Raw genomic sequence first — 15,578 nt, 5'->3', positions numbered from 1 at the left:
CAGGTTTGATCGCGAGCCGGTACCTCACAGGCGCCCGGCCTTCTTTAGCCGTTGGCGTACCTTCTGGTACGGCAGCGCGCGCTCAGCTCGCCGCTCGTACCATCGCGCCACATCGAGGAGGTCCTCTTTCAATGCCGGGGTTGCGAACAAGCGTTGCAGCACGGCTTCTCGCTCCATCTTCGGCAATGCCTCGAATGCGGTCAGGAACACCTGTGCGGTCGCATCTGCGGGTTTCATCTGGTTTCCTCCTATACCGACCTTCTCACTAACACCGATTCGTTCAGGTCCCGAATGACTTCCTTAAGCCCCGTCTCGCCGAACAGCTCGACGCCCAGGCCGGCCGCGTTGAGGATCGACAGGGGCGGCTTAAAGAGGTCGTCCAACTCGAGCTTGCCGCCGACGATCCCACGATTCTTGAGCAATGACAGGTACTGGGCCTGCTGCGGTGTCAGGGATTTCGTGACCAGCCAGGCCTGGAAATTCTCCGTCACCTCTTCTTCGCGGCTCTTCACCTTCACCAAGCCCAGCGCGTGCTTGATGAAATCCACCAAGTTGCCGCCTGGCTTCCGGTAGGCGCGCCGCAGGTTGTCTTCATTGAAATAGTACTTGGGGTTGTTCAGCCGCGCGGCCAGCGCCTCTTCTTCCTCGGCCGAGAGCGCCTGTCCGGCTCGGATCTTCTGGATGACAGGATCATCCGCCACGGTGGAACGAATGGTGCGTTCCCAGTTCGTCACATAGTCGCGTTTATCGACTCGCTCGCCCTCCGGCCCGACTTCTACGTACGTCACCGCCTGAAGCCATTCGTCCTCTAACCCCAACTCGATCAGGTCGCGCACCGGTCTAGGCGGTGTCGGTTCGCCACCCGGTGCGCGGCCGCCGCCGGTGCTGACGAACACGTCGGCTTCACTGTCGTTGAAGTACTCGTGGTTGCCGAAGAAATCGTAGATGACAAAGCCCCGCTTCCCGATATGCGGAGCGGTCCGCGTGCCCCGGCCCCGCATTTGTTGGTACAGGATTGGGCTGCGCACCCGGCGGCACATGACCAGATGGAGGACCTCCCGGCAGTCGAACCCTGTGTCGAGCATCCCGACGCTGACCGCGATCTGCGGGAGGTCTTCGCGCTTGAACTTGCGAATGAGGTCGTCGGCGTTCGGGACGTCGCTCGTGATGACTTCGGCGTAGCGGCCGTTATATTCGTGGTGCAGTTCGTTCAGGTAATAGGCGAGCCTGGCCGCGTGGTGCTTGGTAATCGCGAACACGATGGCCTTGCCTGGACCGATCTTCTGCCCTGGCGCCAACTCCCGATAGTGCGCCCAGGCCAGCCGATCGAATTCTTGCATCATCTTCCGGTTGGTGTCCTCATTGGTCCACTTATGCTCGAACTCGACCGGGTCGTAATGCTCCTCCTCCACGTCGGCGCCTTCGGCCAAGAGGACCGTGATGCCAGTTGCAAACTTGTAGGGGACCAGGTAGCCCTCGCGAAACGCCTGCTGAATCGAATAGGCAAAATCCGGCTGATTGTCTTTGCAGTGATAAAACTGGAAAGTGTTCCGTTCGATGTAGGCGGAGGGAGTCGCGGTGAGGCCGATGTGCAGGGCATCGAAATGGGTTAGCGCGGTTTGCCAGGCGCCATAGATGGACCGGTGGCATTCGTCGGCGATGACGACGTCGAAATAACCGCTGGTGAACTCCGCATACCGGCCGATCATGGTTTGGAGTAGGCAGACAGTGATCTGTTTTTCTTGGCGAACCGCGCCGGGCTTGAGCCAGTAGCTCCCGTACTGGCTGAGGATGTCTTGCAGGGCTTCGATTGCCTGTTTGGCCAGTTGGTCTCGATCAACCAGGAAGAGGACGCGCTCTGCCCGGCCTGCTTTGATGAGGCGCTGAAGGTAGAGGCAGATCAGGTCCGTCTTCCCGGTTCCGGTGGGCAGCTCAATAAGGAACCGGCGCTTGCCCAATTCCACAGCCTGATCCAGCGCCTGCATAGCCTTTTGCTGGTAGGGACGAACCCGGCGTTGCTCCCCTTGGCGCAGGTAGAACTCGGGAATCTCGATCGTCGCCAGCGGCCGCCGCGTCTCCCTGACGTGGACCAGCCGTTCGAGATCGCGCCGGGAATAAAACGAGTTGACGATGCGCGCGTCGTCGTTGGTGTAGTCCCAGAAGTAGATCAGTTCACCATTGGTCAAGAAGATAAACGGCGCGCCGAGACTCCTGGCGTAGGGGAGCGCCTGGTGCTTAGCGGTGTAGGGATCGATGGCCGTGCGTTTCGCTTCGATGATGGCGAGCGGTCTCCCGTTCCGGTCGAGCAGCACATAGTCGGCTCGCCCGGCTTTCGGTTCACTCGCTCCTCCGGTCAATGAAGCTCCTCCGTGCCCAGCCGCTTCGGCCGAGGCGCTTGCGCCGCCAGGCAGCGTGGCCATTACCTCTGTCAGCACCATCGACTTGTCGGACGGGTCCCAGTCTGCTTGTCTGAGCAGGTCGTCGATCAGAATTCGCGCGTCCGTTTCCTTCGTAAAGTCCGGCATGCCCTTCCCTTGCAGAGCCGACATTCCGAGCTGGCTCCTTACACGCTGTCCGGCCGCATGCTCCGCAAGGTGCCTGCAGAACTGCAGCCTCAGGCGTGTTGCGGAGCGTAACTGGTCAGGGTCTGGATGGTCAACCCAACGCTCAGATACGCAGAAGGATAAGACAAGGCGGCCCAAAAAGCGACGGGGTCGAACCGAGGCGCAGCGTAATGAGCAGAAGCCAGAAACCGCTTTGTCGGGAGAGCCGTCCGGGGACGGGAAAACCCAACGGGCTTGGCGGCGCCAGGCCTCTTGAAATCCTCCATCCGGCGCGCTACTCAAATAGCGTGTTGGCCAGGAGGTGAAGTGATGGAAGTCGAAGGGAAGTTTACCCTGAAGAAGCGTGAGGACGGGCGGTTTGACGTGAGTTTCGAGCCGAAGGAGGAAGGCAAGGCGCCGAAACGCTCGCGCAGTTTTTCAAGCTACGACGGGATGCGCCGATACTTGCTGGACCTGGGGGTCAAGTCGGACAAAATTCCCGCGCTCGAGGAACTGCGACCCGGCCGGACCACCAGCATCAGCGACGTGAAGGTCGAATCGAGCCGGATCGCGGCCTGACCAACGGGAACGGGATTCAGAGCCTGGCTTCCCGGACCAGGTTGAACGGCGTCTAAGTAGCGCGCTGGAAGCGGGTGAAGCTCCCTTTCGCCGCCACCTCGCGTAGTCGCGCTTCCCTGGCTTGGGCGCCCAAGGCCGGACCCTTGTAGGCCAGCGACGCCGGCATGCAGATCGTCGTCGAGGCGGCATAGAACCCCGGCCGATCGGATTGAGGTTCTCCTCGGTCCTGTCGCCCAAGAACGGTTCCACAATCATACAGGTGCCGTCAGGCGCCAGAGAGTTACGCACGTGCTCGGCCGCGCCGACCGGATCGCCCATGTCGTGCAGGCAGGCGAAGTGGGCGACGAAGTCCTACCCCCTGCCCGGGTAGCCCGTGGACTTGGCAACCTTGAAGGTCACATTCTCCACTCCCGCCTCTTTCGCCCGCTTCCGCGCCGCCAGGATCGACGGCTAGTGATAGATAATGAAAGTCGCTTCCTTCACCCCGACGGAGGGCCAAGTCATGGAACAGTATCGGGTCAAGCCGGGTACGAAGCTCAAGCTCCGCAAACTCGATCCCGATGACACGGGAACCTACAAGAAGACTGCGAAAGACAAGGCGAAGGCGAAAGCGAAGACCAAGAAACTTGCTAAGAGCGTCGCTGGCCTTCAGGAACGACTGTACGCCAATGCGGACCGGGCGCTGCTCATCGTGCTCCAAGGCATGGACACCAGCGGCAAGGACGGCACCATCAAGAAGGTGATGCGCGCCGTCAACCCGCAGGGGTGCCGGGTGACGTCTTTCAAAGCTCCCACGCCGGTCGAGTCGGCGTATGACTTTCTGTGGCGCGTCCATCGGGAGGTGCCGCCGAAAGGCTATATCGGGATCTTCAACCGCTCGCACTACGAGGACGTGCTGATTACGCGCGTGCACGGCATGATCTCCGGACAGCGGGTCGAGGAGCGGTTCGATCGCATCAACGCTTTCGAAGAGCTGTTGCATGGAAACGGGACGACGATCCTGAAGTTCTTTCTGCATATCTCGAAGGACGAACAGCGCGAACGGCTGGAAGAGCGGGTGAATGATCCCGAGAAGCGCTGGAAATTCGATGCCGGGGACCTGGAGGAGCGGCAATACTGGGACGAATACATGGAGGCGTTCGAGGACATGCTCTCCGCCACCAGCACGGAATGCGCGCCGTGGTACGTGGTGCCGGCGAACCGGAAGTGGTATCGCAACCTGGTGGTCGCCGACACGGTTGTTTCAGCGTTGGAGGACATGAAGCTCACCTGTCCGCCTGCGCCGGCGGATGTGGACTTCGAGCATCTCACGATCGTATAGGACGAAAACGAAAAACGATCCCGCGTTGCGCGGCGTCGGGTCTGCGCGAGAACCCTTCCAGAGCCTCTTTCTACCCCATTGACACTCGCCTCCGTGAGGAGTACATAGACCCTGCAACCTGTCGAGTGATTGATCAGGTGCAGGGAGTCGGCAGACCGCGCGACTGTCATCAAGACTCCCGGGAGACTCCCGAACGGGAGGAGGTGGATTGATGGACGATCGTACTCCACCTGGCCAGAGCGGCCCGCCGAGTCGAGGGCGGGCTTCTGCTCGGTCATGCTAGCCGGTTCTTCAACGGCTGTGCCTCACGGCACCACAGACCACCCGGACTAGAGCCTTACAAAGTCGGAGAACCTGAGGCGAGCATGAGGAACACAAGCGCCTGGGAGTTACCGGTTCTCCCCCGACCAGAAGCCTCAGCAGCTCCCCAATCGCGCGGGTCTACCCGAAACAAGTAAAATACGATTACTCGGCGTCCTAAGCGCCATGCATGGGCTACCTTCCGGAGGGTAGCCCATGTCGTTTCCAGCCGTGTTCTCAACTTTCCATTCCACATATCCTCTGTAGTGCTCATGAGCCGTTGGCTCACCCTGTAGGATGAAAATCGACCCTCCCTCACCCTCCCCTTCGATGGGGGAGGGAGGGGGCAGCTGTTGGTTGTTTTCAAGGCGGGGCGAGGGGCTTTCCTTTTCCTCCGAGGGTGGCCTACCATATCTCCCACGTATGGCAGAGAGGAAACTCAAGGCTCCTAAACCGGTCGGAACGGCCCGCCGCCGCCGCAAACCCGCCGGCGCATCGGCCGGCCTGACCGCAACCGAGCTGCAGGCCGCCGCGCCGCCTGCCGACGTGGCGGAGCTGCATCGGGCGATCGAGAACGATGGGGGAAAGGTCCTGTCGGTCTACCGCGAACCCTATGGCGGAAAGTGGTTGGTCTTCGCGGCGTTGCCCATCGACCTGGTCGAGCCGACGCCGTATCAGCGGAATCTCTCCGACAGTCACGTGCGGAAACTGGAGGCGGTGATCGGGAAGATCGGGCGCTTCCTTGATCCGATCGTGGCGGTCCGCGCGCCTCGGGAGGGAGGTAGAGAGGTAGAGGGATATAGGGGTAAGGGGAGCGAAGAGTCGGGAAGCCGCGTCAAATACTGGACGCCGAACGGGCATCATCGGCTTTCCGCGATGCGGACGCTGGGAGCGAAAAGCATCACGGCGATCGTGGTGCCGGAAGCGTCGGCGGCCTATCAAATCCTCGCGTTGAACACGGAGAAGGCCCACAACCTGCGGGAGAAGGCCCTCGAGGTCATCCGCATGTACCGAGAGTTGGCTCGTCTGGACGATGTCACCGAGGAAACCTACGCGCTGGAATTCGAGGAGCCGGCGTTGATCACCCTGGGTCTCTGTTATGAGGAGCGGCCCCGTTTCAGCGGCGGCGCGTACCATCCGGTGCTGAAACGGGTGGATGAGTTTCTCAAGCAGCCGCTGCGCGCGGCGCTGGAGGTTCGCGGGCAGCGGGCGAAGGTCGTGCTGGCGTTGGATGATCTCATCGCGCAGCAGGTCGAAGCGCTGAAGGCCAAAGGCTTGACCAGTCCTTATCTCAAAAGCTTCGTGGTCGCGCGGGTGAACCCGATCCGCTTCCGGCCCAAGGATGCCGCCCCGTTGAGTTTCGATGAGGCGCTCGATCGTATGGTGAAGGCCGCAGCCAAGTTCAACCCGGACAAGATCAAGGCGGAGGATCTGGCAAGGTCGGGCGGCGCGGCGGAGGAAGGCGACTGAGGCACCCTGGTTGCGGGGGCAGTCTGGGTGCCGTTAGAATGACGTTTCCGAACTGTACCGCTGCTTCTGTGACGGCAGTGAAGGAGGAACCATATGGGGCTTGCGGATAACAAGTGCGTGCCTTGCCGGGGCGGCGTGCCGCCGCTGCCCGAAGCCCGCGTCCAGGAATTACTGAAAGAACTCGGACGCGGCTGGCAACTCAACAAAGACGGCCATCTGGAGCGGCTCTATACGTTCAAGGATTTCAAGCAGGCGTTGGACTTCGTGAACAAGGTCGGCGCGGTGGCGGAAGCGGAGGGCCACCACCCGGACTTGTACCTGGCCTGGGGCAAGTGCAAGGTCGAGGTCTGGACCCACAAGATCAACGGATTGACCGAGAGCGACTTCTACCTGGCCGCGAAGGCGGACCGGGAGTTCGAGCCTTTCCGGGCGACGGCGGCGTAAGAGCTGCGCCGGGCGGGCTGACCGAAGGGAAGAGACGATGAACGACAAGGCGCCGGTGGCGCTCGTCAACATGCCCTTCAGCTACTCGAAGTACCCGTCCATTCAACTGGGCACGCTCACCGCCCTGTTGAAGTCCAAGGGAATTGGCGTCGAGTGCCACTATCTGAACGTCCGGTTCGCCCACAAGATCGGCGTGCCGCTGTACGAATCGATCTGCGAGAAACGGGCGCTGTTCGGAGAATGGCTCTTTTCCTACCTGCTCTTCCGCGACAACCCGAAACGCGCCGACTATCCGCGCATGTTCAAGCCGGTCTTCGAACAGCTCTCGCGCGAGAGCGGACAGCCGGCGGCCTACTTCGACGAGATGGCCAACCGGATCGCGCCGCAGTTCCTGACGTGGGCCATGACGGCGATCGATTGGGGCCGGTACCGCATCGTCGGCTTCACCTCCACCTTCGATCAGAACGTCGCCAGCCTCACGATGGCGAAGCTCATCAAGGATCTGTATCCCCAGGTCAAGATTGTCTTCGGCGGCGCCAACTACGACGGCGACATGGGGCTGGAATACTTCCGCGCGTTCCCCTGGATCGACTTCGTGGTGGTCGGCGAGGGCGAGGAGGTCTTCCCGCCGCTGGTCACGCAGATCTTGGAAGGGAAGGACGATGCGTATCCCAAAGGCGTGGCCTATCGCAGAGACGGTCAGGTCCGGTTCGAGCCCAACCCGTCGCTCTTCAGCGACTTCGCGCGCACCGGCCCGCCCGATTACGACGACTACTACCGGCAGTTGGCGGAATTGGGCGCCGAGTCGTTCCGCGGGCTCGATCGCATTCTGCTCTATGAAGGCTCGCGCGGCTGCTGGTGGGGCGAGAAACACCATTGCACGTTCTGCGGGCTGAACGCGCAGAGCATGAAATTTCGGGCGAAGGCGCCCGAGCAGGTGATGCGCGAGCTGGAGTATCTCTCTAGCCGCTACGACACCACGCGCTTCCGGCTCGTCGACAATATCATCGACATGAAATACATCGAGAACCTGTTCGGGAGGCTTGCGGCGGAACACTGCGACCTCGATGTGTTCATCGAAACCAAGAGTAATCTCCAGAAGCAGCAGATCCGCACGCTGGCAGCGGGCGGCGTGAAATGCATGCAGCCGGGACTGGAGAGCCTGAGCCAGAACCAGTTGCAGGCGATGGACAAGGGCGTCAGCCCGATGCAGAACATCCTGTGCCTCAAGTGGAGTTATTACTACCGGATCGTCGTTTCCTGGAATATCCTGCTCGGCTTTCCCGGCGAGACCAACGAGGACTATCGTCGGCAGATCGAGTTGATCCCCTCCCTGTTCCATCTGCAGCCGCCCGAGGCGGTGGGCAAGTTCTGGTTGGAGCGGTTCAGCCCGTATTTCATGCGGCCCCACCAGTACGGCGTGCGGATCACCGGACCGGGGTTGGCCTACGAGTATGTCTATGACGCCCGGCAGGTCGACTTGATGAAGATCGCCTATGATTTCGAGTACAAACTGGAGGACTGGCAGGTCGATCCTGATGTCTACCAGGAGCTGGTAGATGCGGTACACGAGTGGCAGCGGCGGTATGCCTCCGACGACAAGCCGTTTTTGTATTATTCCAAGGCGATGCGGTACATCACCGTGTACGACGGGCGGAATCCCGGCTCGCCGACACGCGAGCGCTTCGATTGGCCGGCGTCGTTCATCATCGAATGTTGCAACGAGGCGCCCAAGTCGGCGGAGCAGGTTCGCAGCGCCCTGCAGGCGCGCGAGCCGCAGGCGGACTATTCGGCCGACACGATTGCGGCGCTACTCGCGCAATTGGCCGCGAAGCGCATGGTGTACGAAGAGAAAGGCAAATACTTGACCCTGGCTATTCCCGAGCATCCCTTCTTGTGACGGTCCGGGCCTGCGGGGCTCTTCCGGCTGCTTGCCTCGCTTCTCCTTTTCCGGAAGGAAACCGGCATGAAAGTTTTGGTTGTGGGAGGGACCGGGCAGCTCGGCGCCAACCTCGTCCGAGCGTTGCTGGCCAGAGGCGACCAGGTCCGCGTCCTGGTCCGGCCCATTCAGTCCAGCCGCCAGGCGGTCGGGCATCTGATGTTGCGCGGTCTCGAGATCGAACGGGTCGACGGCGACCTGAACGACGCAGAATCGCTGGTGCGGGCCTGTGAGGGGGCGCGTGTCGTCTACCAGGCGGCCAGCTACTACCCTTTGCAGACGATTCCCGTCGAGGCTGCGACGAAACAGGCGCTCACCGAAACCGGCAATCTGCTCCAGGCGGTGCAACGCGCCTCGGTCGAACGGCTCGTCTTCACCAGCACCCTGACGACGATCGGCTTCCCCGCGCAGCCCGGCCGACTCGCCGACGAGGACTGCGCGTTCACCACCAAATACAGGAACAACCCGTATCTGATGTCGAAGATCGCGATGGAGAACGAAGTGCTGGCGGCGGCCAAGAACGGCGTGCCGGCGGTGGTGATCAACCCGACCGCGTTTTTCGGCCCGTTCGACAGCAAGCCGACCAGCGGCACGCAGATTCTGATGATCGCGAAGCGGATGATGCCGGCGTACGTGGACGGACCCGTGAACGCGATCGATGTGCGGGACGTGGCGGAAGGCATGATTCTCGCCGCCGAGCGGGGGCGGGTCGGCGAGCGGTATATCCTCGGGAATTGGAACACCACGCAAAAAGAGCTCAACGCCCTGATCGCGCGGGTCGCCGGCGTGTGGCCGCCGTTGGTGCCGGTTCCGTTTGCGTTGGCCCGTGTCGGCGCCAAGTGGGGTGACACGGTGTTCCGCACGATCTTCCGTCGGCCGGCGCCTGTGCCCGGGTTCTTTGTGGAAATGCTCGCGCACATGCAGCAGTATGACTGCTCCAAGGCCATCCGCGAGCTGGGCTATCCGCGCCGCCCGGTGGAGCACGCGATCCGTGACGCGCTGGCCTGGTTCAAGGCGAACGGCTACCTGCCGGCATGATAGCGAAAGCAGGAATTATGAAGTAGGAATTGGGAATTGTCAGATCGGTCGTGTCGGGATCCATCTCCAACGTTCATCGTTCACTATTGCGGAGTGACTCATGGAGACCTATTACCATCCCAAAGACTTGGGTAAGTTCGCCGACATGGGCAAGGGCAACAAGGAATTGTGGGAAAAGTTCATGAGCTATTACAACGCCGTGTTTGCTGAGGGAACGCTGACGGAGCGGGAAAAGGCGCTCATTGCGCTCGGCGTGGCCCATGCCGTGCAGTGCCCCTACTGCATCGACGCGTACACGCAGGCGTGTCTCGAAAAAGGCTCGAACGTGGAGGAGATGACGGAAGCCGTCCATGTCGCATGCGCCATCCGGGGCGGCGCCTCGCTGGTGCACGGCGTTCAGATGCGGAACGTGGCGGACAATCTCACGATGTGAGCTCCGGGCAAGCCCCAAGGGGCGAGGAGGCTCTCAGGCGTTGCCCGGCGGATCGGGTTCCACCTCCGACAAGACCCGGGAGAAGCGGGCGCCGACGATGGCGGTGACCTTGGCCATGAGGTCCTTCACTTCGCTCCATTCATGCGGCAGGAGGTCGTGTTTGAGCTGAGGATGAATCGCCCACTCGGCGCTAACTTGCTTGCCGTTTCGGGATACGAGCACGCGGAGCAGTTCGACATCCCACACGTCGGGGTTTTTCTGAGCCGGCTGACTGACCTGGCCGGGCGGAACATAGGTTGCCATGGTGCCCCCCTGTAGAATGCGTGATGACGCATCTTAGCCCATCTCGTCGGCTCCTGTACACCGGGTGCGGTCCGGGAAGTCGCCGCCGGCGTTCAGCCCAGCGCCAGGACCGCCAGCATGGCTTCATGGATCAGCCCGTTACTGGCCACCAGTTCCTGATCGTAGATTGAGAGCGGCCCGCCTTTGAAATTCGACACTCGCCCGCCCGCCTCCCGGAGGATCACCGTTCCGGCCGCCATGTCCCATGGCTGCAGCTTCAGTTCCCAGAAGCCGTCGAATCGACCGGCGGCGACATAGCACAGGTCGAGCGCGGCCGTGCCCGTGCGCCGCAGCCCTTGCGCGCGCAACGCGAATCGGGCGAAGTGATCCAAATTGTTGGCCGGCGTGTCCCGGATGTCGTAGGCAAAGCCCGTGACGAGCAGGGCCTGATCGAGCCGTTGCACGGCGGAGATATGAATGCGGGCGCCGTTCAGGTACGCGCCCTGTCCGGCCACGGCCGTGAACAGCTCGTCTCTCGTCGGATCGTACACCACTCCCAGCAGACACTGTCCGTCGTATTCCAGGCCGATCGACACGCAGTAGGCGGGATACCCGTGCGCGAAGTTCGTGGTTCCGTCCAATGGATCGATGATCCACTGAAACGGAGAAGGGTCGCCGATCTGTCGCCCTCGCTCTTCGGCAAAGATCCGGTGCGAGGGGTGGGCAGCCTTGATGCAATCGACGATCGCCTGCTCGGCCCGGTGGTCCGCATCGGTTACCAGGTTCACGACGTTCTTGTATTCGATCCGAAAGCCCGAGCGCGCATGCTGCTGCAGGATCGCACCGGCCTTCCGGGCCGCTTCCACAGCGATGGTCTTGAGACTGTCGCAAAAGGAGACAGAGAGGGGAGGTATCACGTCGCTCATCGTGCCCGATCATAACACGGAACGACTGCAGGAACGCCGGCGCGGGCGATAGCCGATCGAGTTCGTGCGAGAATCAACAAGAAGCCGAGCCCAGGATTATTCAGGACCGTGGTTGGCGTGAGGCTCTTCCTGCATTAACTCGTAACCATTTGAAAAATTGCATGTGATGAACTATAAGCCTTATTGAGCAAGGCTTTTCTTGCTTTTAAATGCATACTGGATTCGTGAGCATGTTGGATGATCGATGAATATATTTGAGACTTGTAATGTTTTTAGTTGACAAATACGCAAAGCAATGCTATAAAGCAAGCATGCTTCTGAGAGGTGGGGCTTGTGGAAGAATTGACAGACATCCTGGTCGGTCTGGAGCAGCGAATCAGCGCTTATCGCAACCGCCTGCAGGAGTTGGAGAAAAAGCGCCGACGCCTCGATGAAGAAATTGCGACGATCAAAAAGTATCTCGAACTCGCCGAGACTCTCTACCGGGTGGAAGCCGACAAAGCAAAGCTCGCCAGCCTTTCCAGCCAAATCATCACCGATGAGAAGGGGGCCCGTCCGCTTCCGGTCACGGACGTTACGGATCAATCTCGGGAGATCCTGCTGGGCCGCACCAAGTACGTCGGGAAAAGCGTGCCCGAGGCCGCCTATCAGATTCTCCGCGAAGCCAACCGGGCGATGCACGCGAAGGAATTGTTGCAACGTCTTGTCGAGGGTGGATTGCAAATCAAAGGGAAAACGCCGCTGACGTCGGTCGCGACATCATTGAAGCGCGATAAGCGGTTCAGAAAAGTGGGCCCCAACACATTTGAGGCGCTGGAAATCCCTCTGACCGAAGCCGTGTAAGCTGACGTCGGCGGGGTCGTGTTTCTAATCGCGAAGGGAGGTGAGAGTCTTGGCGACGAAGAAGGCAGCGAAGAAGAAGAAGAAGTAACCCCGCCTCGGTTCAACGCCGGGGGTGAGGCCACTTGCCTCCGGCGTTCTTTTTTCTCTTACCACGATCGCCTCTTCACGACGGTTTCTAAGAGCGTTGAGCTCACTCCGCACCATGAAAAATCCCCTCCCCGAGACCCTCCCCCTTGAAGGGGGAGGGGAGGGTGGGAGTGAAGCCGACGGCTGAGAGCTGACCGCTGACGGCTTTTCCTACACAGTCCCCATGAGCGATGGCTCACCCACACACGATGAACATCATGAGAGGGCGAGAGGAAAGAGGCTTGGGGCAAGAGGGGAAGAGACTCCGACCTCTAGCCCAGGGCCTCTGGCCCCGAGCCCGTTTTCAAAGGATGAAGAGAGATTATTGGACGGTGGAGGCGTGCATGGCCAGGCCATAGGCCGGCCGAGGGACGTTGACCACGGGGCGAGAAGCGGAGGCGGCGCTGCCCTCGTGCAGGTTCAGTAACACCCATTTGTCGGGCTGCTGAAGAATGTGTTCCACCAGCTTGGTGTGGAGGGCATGTCCGGACCGTTCGGCGATCAGATGGCCGATGAACGGAACGCCCAGCAAGGCGATGTCTCCGATCAAATCGAGCACCTTGTGCCGAACGAACTCATCCTGATACCGGAGACCGGACGTGTTCAGGACCCCGTCGCGGGTCAGGACGATCGTGTTGTCGAGCGAACCGCCTTTGGCGAGGCCTCTCGACCAAAGCGCTTCGACTTCGTGCAGGAAGCCAAAAGTCCTGGCGTCGGCGATGTCCCGTTCGAACGCCGAGACGGAATGGTCGTAACTATAACTCTGCGTCTGAATCAGAGGATGGCTGTACTGAATGGAGTACGTGATCCGCGGCGTCGAGCTGGGCTCGATTCTGATCCGCTTCGATCCGTCAACGACCTCGATCGGTTGGGTGATCTTTAAGAACGGCTGAGGACGGTGTTGCGGGATGATCCCCGCCGCTCGGACCATCTGCACAAAGGGTCCGGCGCTGCCGTCCATCACCGGCACTTCTCCGGCGTCCAGTTCAACATAGACGTTATCGACTTCCAAGCCGGCGAGCGCGGCGAGGATATGCTCGATGGTCTTGACCTGGGAGCCCTGACCGCTGATCGCCGTGCAGAGTTCGGTCGAGGCCAGGTTCTCGACCGAAGCGCCGAGCGCGATATGGGAAGACCCGTTCCGAACAAGAAAGACGGTACCCGTGTCCGGCGGCGCCGGTCGAAGGGTGAGCGTGACAGGCTGACCGGTGTGAAGGCCCACTCCTGAGCAGGAAACCGTGTCCGCGATCGTGTGCTGAGAACGCATCGGATCTGAACGCCCCTATGAAGACCGGGAAAGGACATAGCAACGGGCATGCCATAGCGGTATGCTCTCGAAAACTCTGTAACGCTATGAAATCGTTTAGCAGATTCGTTCAGGCTGGATAAATGGTCTTGTTGTAAAAAACTCACACGTGTGGCTTTTTCACGGGGAATTTTAGATGTCTGCGCCTCACGGCCTCGGCTCGAGTTCAATGAGCCCCTTCCGGATCGCCAGGATCGCGGCCTGTGTGCGATCGTAGACTTGGAGCTTGTGAAAGATATTCCGCACGTGGTTCTTCACCGTTTTTTCGCTCAAGTCCAGGCTGTTGGCGATCTCTTTATTGGTCTTCCCGTCCGCGACGAGCCGCAGCACGGTGATCTCCCGTTCCGTTAAATCGTGTTCCACCCACGACGGCTTTTTCCCCTTCTTCTGCGCCATCAATGAGAACTCCGCGAGGATCTTGCTGGCGACCGACGGGTGAATCAGCGACTCTCCGCGATAGATGGCGCGGATGGCCGCCACGATCTGGGACGACTCGGAGTCTTTCAGGAGATAGCCGGTCGCGCCGGCGCGAACCAGGTCGAAGATGTACTGCTGTTCCTCGTACATGGTCAGCGCGACGATTCCCATGTGCGGGAACTCGCGCTTGATCTGTCTCGTGGCCTCTACGCCGCCCATCCTGGGCATGCTGACGTCCATCAGGATCACGTCCGGAAGCAAGGCTCGGGCCTTTTCGATCGCCTCGAGCCCGTCCTGGGCCTCCCCGACGACTTGAATGTCCTCTTTCGTCTTGAGGATGGCGGCGAGCCCTTCCCGCACCACGCGATGGTCGTCCGCGATCAACACCTTAATTTTTTCCATGCCGGGCCGCCTCCTTCTTCACGAGGGGGACGCGCACCACCACCTGCGTTCCCCGTCCTTTCTTCGAGTCGATCCTCGCTTCTCCCCCGACCAGCCGCGCCCGCTCCACGATGCCGCGGATGCCGAAATGGTCCCACTTCTCCGGATCGCGCGCAACAGCCTCCATGTCGAACCCGATCCCGTCGTCCGCGATCGTGACGGTCAACAGGTCGAGCCCGATGTCCAGTCGAACTTGGACGCGGCCAGCCTTGGCGTGCTTTTGCACGTTGCTCAACGCTTCCTGCACGATCCGGAACAAGAAGATTTTGGTCCGCGGAAAGAGGAGATTTTCATCGCCGCTGAGCGCGAACTCGGTCTTGATATGGTACTGCGTTTCGTAAGACCTCAGGTAATTCGTCAGCGCCGGAATCAGCTCCATTTTGTCGTAGTGCACCGGACGGAGGTTGAAGATCACCTGGCGGGCTTCCTGAATGGCCAACTTGAGCTGGGCCTTGGTCTCGCGCAGCGTCGCCTGACAGGCTTTCGGGTCCTTGCGCAGGAGTTCCTGGCACAGGTCGAGTTTGAAGTTCACGCCGGCCAGGCTCTGGACCAGGCCGTCATGAATTTCGCAGGCGATGCGCGTGCGCTCCTCCGTCACCGCCGCCCCGGCCTCCTTCACATAGAGCCGGTACAGGGATTGATACTTCGCGAGGGTTTTTTCGATTTCGGCCGTCGCCCGAATGCGGGCTTCGATGAGCTGCCACATGAACTTGGCGCTGGCTCCGCCGATGACGGCCACGCCCATGCGGTGAAACTCCTGCAGCGTCCGCTCGACGTCCGGATTGCCCGTGACGTCGATGATCAGATCGACCCGTTCCATGTCGAGCAAATCGCGATAGTCGCGCGTGACGGGGATGCGTAATCGCTTGGCCAGGCCGAGGCCGGGCGCACGGGGATCGATCTCCGCGACGCCCACGATTTGCACCAACGGGTCCGTCGCGAAGATCTCCATCAGCGCCGTCCCGCCTCGCCCGGCGCCGATGATGGCGACATGCGTGGCTCCGGCGGCGCGGCGTTTCGGGCCGCGGATCGGTTTCGTCCGCGATCGTCTGAGAGGCACGGTCGGCATGCTCGGTGTCGGCGGCGCCGGTCGTCAAACCGGGCGACCCTCTCCATCCCACGCGGCGGGCCGCGGCGCCGGGAGCGGGACTCGCCCCTGACCGGGTACAG

The 15,578-nt window shown here is 61.0% G+C and carries 15 protein-coding genes and 1 pseudogene; 8 read left to right on the top strand and 8 right to left on the bottom strand.

The genetic code is table 11. The features are described 5' to 3' along the window. Positions 1 to 24 precede the first annotated feature (24 nt). Entirely contained in the window at positions 25 to 237 is a 213-nt protein-coding gene (locus tag AB1555_11470) for a hypothetical protein (GenBank protein MEW6247311.1), read from the bottom strand. An 11-nt stretch (positions 238 to 248) separates the two neighbouring features. Continuing rightward, positions 249 to 2,549, bottom strand: coding sequence for a DEAD/DEAH box helicase family protein (locus tag AB1555_11465; GenBank protein MEW6247310.1), 2,301 nt, complete (start codon positions 2,547 to 2,549; stop codon positions 249 to 251). A 324-nt stretch (positions 2,550 to 2,873) separates the two neighbouring features. Between AB1555_11465 and AB1555_11460 the strand changes: the two genes are divergently transcribed. Continuing rightward, complete coding sequence (locus AB1555_11460) at positions 2,874 to 3,122, top strand: hypothetical protein (GenBank protein MEW6247309.1); 249 nt, start codon at positions 2,874 to 2,876, stop codon at positions 3,120 to 3,122. Positions 3,123 to 3,174: 52 nt separating this feature from the next. Here AB1555_11460 and AB1555_11455 read toward each other — a convergent pair. Further along, positions 3,175 to 3,581 (bottom strand): annotated as a pseudogene (locus AB1555_11455) (SAM-dependent methyltransferase). A gap of 43 nt (positions 3,582 to 3,624) precedes the next feature. On the opposite strand from AB1555_11455, the gene AB1555_11450 reads away from it, so the two are divergent. From AB1555_11450 to AB1555_11425, 6 genes are all read left to right on the top strand, one after another. Next, entirely contained in the window at positions 3,625 to 4,443 is an 819-nt protein-coding gene (locus AB1555_11450) for a polyphosphate kinase 2 family protein (GenBank protein ID MEW6247308.1), read from the top strand. A 723-nt stretch (positions 4,444 to 5,166) separates the two neighbouring features. After that, positions 5,167 to 6,213: a chromosome partitioning protein ParB gene (locus AB1555_11445; GenBank protein ID MEW6247307.1), complete on the top strand. Its 1,047-nt coding sequence runs from the start codon at positions 5,167 to 5,169 to the stop codon at positions 6,211 to 6,213. A gap of 93 nt (positions 6,214 to 6,306) precedes the next feature. Continuing rightward, positions 6,307 to 6,657: a 4a-hydroxytetrahydrobiopterin dehydratase gene (locus AB1555_11440; protein ID MEW6247306.1), complete on the top strand. Its 351-nt coding sequence runs from the start codon at positions 6,307 to 6,309 to the stop codon at positions 6,655 to 6,657. A 37-nt stretch (positions 6,658 to 6,694) separates the two neighbouring features. Then, positions 6,695 to 8,557 carry a RiPP maturation radical SAM C-methyltransferase gene (locus AB1555_11435; GenBank protein MEW6247305.1) on the top strand — a complete coding sequence of 621 codons (1,863 nt, stop codon included), beginning with the start codon at positions 6,695 to 6,697 and terminating at the stop codon, positions 8,555 to 8,557. A 66-nt stretch (positions 8,558 to 8,623) separates the two neighbouring features. Next, complete coding sequence (locus tag AB1555_11430; protein MEW6247304.1) at positions 8,624 to 9,634, top strand: NAD-dependent epimerase/dehydratase family protein; 1,011 nt, start codon at positions 8,624 to 8,626, stop codon at positions 9,632 to 9,634. A 100-nt stretch (positions 9,635 to 9,734) separates the two neighbouring features. After that, positions 9,735 to 10,067 (top strand): arsenosugar biosynthesis-associated peroxidase-like protein, encoded by a 333-nt coding sequence (locus AB1555_11425; GenBank protein ID MEW6247303.1) that lies wholly within the window; start codon positions 9,735 to 9,737, stop codon positions 10,065 to 10,067. 33 nt (positions 10,068 to 10,100) lie between these two features. Here AB1555_11425 and AB1555_11420 read toward each other — a convergent pair whose 3' ends face one another. After that, positions 10,101 to 10,370, bottom strand: a complete 270-nt coding sequence (locus AB1555_11420) for a hypothetical protein (protein ID MEW6247302.1) — start codon at positions 10,368 to 10,370, stop codon at positions 10,101 to 10,103. Between the two features lie 92 nt (positions 10,371 to 10,462). Beyond that, positions 10,463 to 11,275 carry an inositol monophosphatase family protein gene (locus AB1555_11415; GenBank protein ID MEW6247301.1) on the bottom strand — a complete coding sequence of 271 codons (813 nt, stop codon included), beginning with the start codon at positions 11,273 to 11,275 and terminating at the stop codon, positions 10,463 to 10,465. Positions 11,276 to 11,608: 333 nt separating this feature from the next. Between AB1555_11415 and AB1555_11410 the strand changes: the two genes are divergently transcribed. Further along, entirely contained in the window at positions 11,609 to 12,118 is a 510-nt protein-coding gene (locus AB1555_11410) for a winged helix-turn-helix domain-containing protein (GenBank protein MEW6247300.1), read from the top strand. A gap of 448 nt (positions 12,119 to 12,566) precedes the next feature. On the opposite strand, the gene lpxC is transcribed toward AB1555_11410, so the two are convergent. The 3 genes from lpxC to AB1555_11395 form a co-directional block, all read right to left on the bottom strand. Then, the gene (gene lpxC / locus AB1555_11405) at positions 12,567 to 13,511 is read right to left on the bottom strand and encodes a UDP-3-O-acyl-N-acetylglucosamine deacetylase (protein MEW6247299.1); all 945 of its coding nucleotides are present in this window, start codon (positions 13,509 to 13,511) and stop codon (positions 12,567 to 12,569) included. A 186-nt stretch (positions 13,512 to 13,697) separates the two neighbouring features. Beyond that, positions 13,698 to 14,369, bottom strand: coding sequence for a response regulator transcription factor (locus AB1555_11400; GenBank protein MEW6247298.1), 672 nt, complete (start codon positions 14,367 to 14,369; stop codon positions 13,698 to 13,700). Then, complete coding sequence (locus tag AB1555_11395; protein ID MEW6247297.1) at positions 14,356 to 15,477, bottom strand: sensor histidine kinase; 1,122 nt, start codon at positions 15,475 to 15,477, stop codon at positions 14,356 to 14,358. The genes AB1555_11400 and AB1555_11395 overlap by 14 nt, the downstream gene beginning before the upstream one ends. Positions 15,478 to 15,578: the final 101 nt, after the last annotated feature.

Source organism: Nitrospirota bacterium (genome assembly GCA_040755395.1).
GTDB lineage: Bacteria > Nitrospirota > Nitrospiria > Nitrospirales > Nitrospiraceae > DATLZU01.
Note: the sequence above shows the minus strand (reverse complement) of the source record. Positions and strands in the feature narration are given on the sequence as shown.

What these genes read in the sequence shown, in the direction of transcription:
- AB1555_11415 (MEW6247301.1), bottom strand. Translation starts at nt 11,275, where the DNA reads ATGAGCGACGTGATACCTCCCCTCTCTGTCTCCTTTTGCGACAGTCTC.
- AB1555_11400 (MEW6247298.1), bottom strand. Translation starts at nt 14,369, where the DNA reads ATGGAAAAAATTAAGGTGTTGATCGCGGACGACCATCGCGTGGTGCGG.
- AB1555_11435 (MEW6247305.1), top strand. Translation starts at nt 6,695, where the DNA reads ATGAACGACAAGGCGCCGGTGGCGCTCGTCAACATGCCCTTCAGCTAC.
- AB1555_11445 (MEW6247307.1), top strand. Translation starts at nt 5,167, where the DNA reads ATGGCAGAGAGGAAACTCAAGGCTCCTAAACCGGTCGGAACGGCCCGC.
- AB1555_11450 (MEW6247308.1), top strand. Translation starts at nt 3,625, where the DNA reads ATGGAACAGTATCGGGTCAAGCCGGGTACGAAGCTCAAGCTCCGCAAA.
- AB1555_11470 (MEW6247311.1), bottom strand. Translation starts at nt 237, where the DNA reads ATGAAACCCGCAGATGCGACCGCACAGGTGTTCCTGACCGCATTCGAG.
- AB1555_11395 (MEW6247297.1), bottom strand. Translation starts at nt 15,477, where the DNA reads ATGCCGACCGTGCCTCTCAGACGATCGCGGACGAAACCGATCCGCGGC.
- AB1555_11460 (MEW6247309.1), top strand. Translation starts at nt 2,874, where the DNA reads ATGGAAGTCGAAGGGAAGTTTACCCTGAAGAAGCGTGAGGACGGGCGG.
- AB1555_11465 (MEW6247310.1), bottom strand. Translation starts at nt 2,549, where the DNA reads ATGTCGGCTCTGCAAGGGAAGGGCATGCCGGACTTTACGAAGGAAACG.
- AB1555_11440 (MEW6247306.1), top strand. Translation starts at nt 6,307, where the DNA reads ATGGGGCTTGCGGATAACAAGTGCGTGCCTTGCCGGGGCGGCGTGCCG.
- lpxC (MEW6247299.1), bottom strand. Translation starts at nt 13,511, where the DNA reads ATGCGTTCTCAGCACACGATCGCGGACACGGTTTCCTGCTCAGGAGTG.
- AB1555_11420 (MEW6247302.1), bottom strand. Translation starts at nt 10,370, where the DNA reads ATGGCAACCTATGTTCCGCCCGGCCAGGTCAGTCAGCCGGCTCAGAAA.
- AB1555_11425 (MEW6247303.1), top strand. Translation starts at nt 9,735, where the DNA reads ATGGAGACCTATTACCATCCCAAAGACTTGGGTAAGTTCGCCGACATG.
- AB1555_11430 (MEW6247304.1), top strand. Translation starts at nt 8,624, where the DNA reads ATGAAAGTTTTGGTTGTGGGAGGGACCGGGCAGCTCGGCGCCAACCTC.